At 49.2% G+C, this 1,296-nt stretch carries 1 protein-coding gene; it reads left to right on the top strand.

Annotation, left to right across the window (positions count from 1 at the left end; genetic code table 11):
* Positions 1-204 precede the first annotated feature (204 nt).
* Positions 205-1,176, top strand: a complete 972-nt coding sequence (rdgC, locus tag KDK15_RS03340; RefSeq protein WP_257293950.1) for a recombination-associated protein RdgC — start codon at positions 205-207, stop codon at positions 1,174-1,176.
* Positions 1,177-1,296: the final 120 nt, after the last annotated feature.

Genomic DNA, 1,296 nt, shown 5'->3' with positions numbered 1-1,296 from the left:
GCCTTCCCGTCTTATATCCCCGCCCGCATTGGGCGAGGGTTTACGACGTTTTTGCAAATTTACGGTCAGGTTTTGCTAATATGTGCCTCTCCATCACAGCCTTGAGCTCATACTCGAAAGTGCAGCCCGACTATGTGGGACAATAGGGATGGGGCAATATGGAAAGCGGCCAAACTTCCGACTAATCAGGATTCTGGAACGATCATGTGGTTTAAAAATCTTATCTTTTACCGGTTTACCCAACCATTCAAGACGTCCGTTGACGATCTTGAAGAGCAACTCCGCCAGAAACGCTTTCGCAGCTGCGGCAGTCAGGATATGAGTACCTATGGCTGGGTTCCCCCATTAGGCAAACAGGGTGAACTGCTGACCCATGTCGGCAATGGTTTCATTATGATCACGGCCCGCAAGGAAGAGAAAATTCTTCCCGCCAGCGTGATCAAGGACGTACTGGAAGAAAAAGTTGAACAAATTGAACAGGAGCAGGACCGTCAGGTTTTCAGCAAAGAGAAGAAAGCATTAAAAGACGATGTACTGATGGAACTGCTGCCCAAAGCATTCAGCCGCAGCCAGAACACCTTTGCTTATATTGACCCAATAAAGGGCTGGCTGGTGGTAGATGCCTCTTCATTCAAGAAAGCTGAAGAGCTGACTTCCTGCCTGCGTGAATGCCTTGGCAGCCTGCCGATTATTAACCCACCATTGAAGAACATACCATCCCATGCTATGACACGCTGGCTGGCTCAGGAAGTCCCCATGCCTGACAAGCTGGTGATCGGTGATGAGTGTGAACTGCGTGAGCCCGGTGATGAAGGGGGGCAGGTAAAAGTCAGTAAACAGGAATTGATTGGTGAAGAGGTTGAGGTTCACCTTCAGGCGGGAAAACAGGTCAGCAAAATGGCCCTGATATGGAATGATGCCCTGAGCTTTGTCCTTGGTGATGACCTGGTCATCCGCAAACTGAAGTTCACCGACTCCGTTCAGGAACAGCTTGATGAAGTCAACGCTGAAACAGCGGCCGAACAGTTTGACGCTGACTTCTCCATCATGACCCTGACACTGCAGCAGATGCTGGATGAATTGATGGAAAACCTTGGCGGAATGAGCGAAGAAGCGCTGGAAAGAAATGAGGTGGCCAGTTTCTCGGTAGAAATCCGGGAAACAGAGACCGTTTAAGCTGTTGAACCACTCAGTTCACAGAGCGCACAACATTTAAAGATCTTTTCTCTGTGCGCTTAGTGACCTTTGCCGTGAAAAATATTTTGCTTAACGATTTTTCATCCCTGAGGGTGGCGC

It is taken from the genome of Endozoicomonas sp. YOMI1, from assembly GCF_024606345.1.
In the GTDB taxonomy this organism is placed as follows: domain Bacteria; phylum Pseudomonadota; class Gammaproteobacteria; order Pseudomonadales; family Endozoicomonadaceae; genus Endozoicomonas.
Note: the sequence above shows the minus strand (reverse complement) of the source record. Positions and strands in the feature narration are given on the sequence as shown.